We start from the raw sequence: 1,321 nt of genomic DNA, 5'->3' as shown, positions 1-1,321 counted from the left end.
CCATGAAAGTACTCGTCGCGGTCAAACGCGTCATCGACTACAACGTCAAGATCCGCGTCAAGCCGGATCACTCCGACGTCGATCTCACCAACGTCAAGATGGCCATGAACCCCTTCTGCGAGATCGCCGTGGAAGAGGCGGTACGGCTGAAGGAGAAGGGCGTGGCCAGCGAGGTCGTTGCCGTGACCATCGGCCCCAAGGCCGCCCAGGAGCAACTGCGCACCGCGCTGGCGCTGGGCGCCGATCGCGCCGTGCATGTCGAGACCGAGGAGCGTGTCGAGTCGCTGGCCGCGGCCAAGCTGCTGGCCAAGGTGGTGGAAGCGGAGCAGCCGGGGCTGGTGATCCTCGGCAAGCAGGCGATCGACACCGACAACAACCAGACCGGCCAGATGCTCGCCGCCCTGGCCGGCCTGCCCCAGGGCACCTTCGCCTCCGAGGTGGTGGTCGAGAACGACAAGGTCCAGGTCACCCGCGAGATCGACGGCGGCCTGCAGACCGTCGAGCTGACCCTGCCGGCCATCGTCACCACCGACCTGCGCTTGAACGAGCCGCGCTATGCCAAGCTGCCCGACATCATGAAGGCCAAGAAGAAGCCGCTCGACGTCAAGAGCCCGGCGGATCTCGGCGTCGAGGTGGCGAGCCAGGTGACCCTGCTCCAGGTCGAATCGCCGGCCGAGCGCAAGGGCGGCATCAAGGTGGGCTCCGTCGACGAGCTCGTGGACAAGTTGAAGAACGAAGCCAAAGTGCTTTGAAAACGGCGCTTTGAAGGGAGCTGATTATATGAGCATTCTGGTACTTGCCGAACATCACGACGGCCAACTCGCCGGCGCCACCGCCCACGTGGTTGCGGCCGCCCAAGCCATCGGCGGCGATATCGACGTGCTGGTCGCCGGCGAGCACGTCGGCGCCGTGGCCGACGCCGCCGCCAGGCTCGACGGCGTGAGCAAGGTCCGCGTGGCCGACAACGCCGTCTACGCCCACCAGCTCGCCGAGCCCCTGGGTGCGCTGCTGGCCGAGCTCGCCGGCGACTACAGCCACGTGCTCGCCGCCGCCACCACCACCGGCAAGAACGTGCTGCCGCGGGTCGCCGCGCTCAAGGACGTCTCGCAGATCTCCGAGATCCTCGAGGTGGTCGACGCCGACACCTTCAAGCGGCCGATCTATGCCGGCAACGCCATCGCCACGGTCAAGAGCGCCGATCCGCTCAAGGTGATCACCGTGCGCTCGACCGGCTTCGACGCCGTGGGCGAAGGGGGCGGTGCCAGCATCGAGAACGTCGATGTCGTGGTGGAGAACGCCCAGTCCACCTTTATCAAGCAGG

1 protein-coding gene and 1 pseudogene are annotated in these 1,321 nt (G+C 66.7%); both read left to right on the top strand.

From position 1 onward, the window contains the following. Positions 1–2: 2 nt before the first annotated feature. Positions 3–752: an electron transfer flavoprotein subunit beta/FixA family protein gene (locus ACOJCM_RS19615; RefSeq protein ID WP_445213774.1), complete on the top strand. Its 750-nt coding sequence runs from the start codon at positions 3–5 to the stop codon at positions 750–752. Between the two features lie 28 nt (positions 753–780). Beyond that, positions 781–1,321: pseudogene (locus tag ACOJCM_RS19610) on the top strand (electron transfer flavoprotein subunit alpha/FixB family protein); the annotation flags it as partial.

Source organism: Billgrantia hypersalina (genome assembly GCF_052584175.1).
Note: the sequence above shows the minus strand (reverse complement) of the source record. Positions and strands in the feature narration are given on the sequence as shown.

Bases quoted from the DNA above. Each gene is read 5' to 3' on its own strand.
- ACOJCM_RS19615 (WP_445213774.1), top strand. From the start codon at position 3: ATGAAAGTACTCGTCGCGGTCAAACGCGTCATCGACTACAACGTCAAG.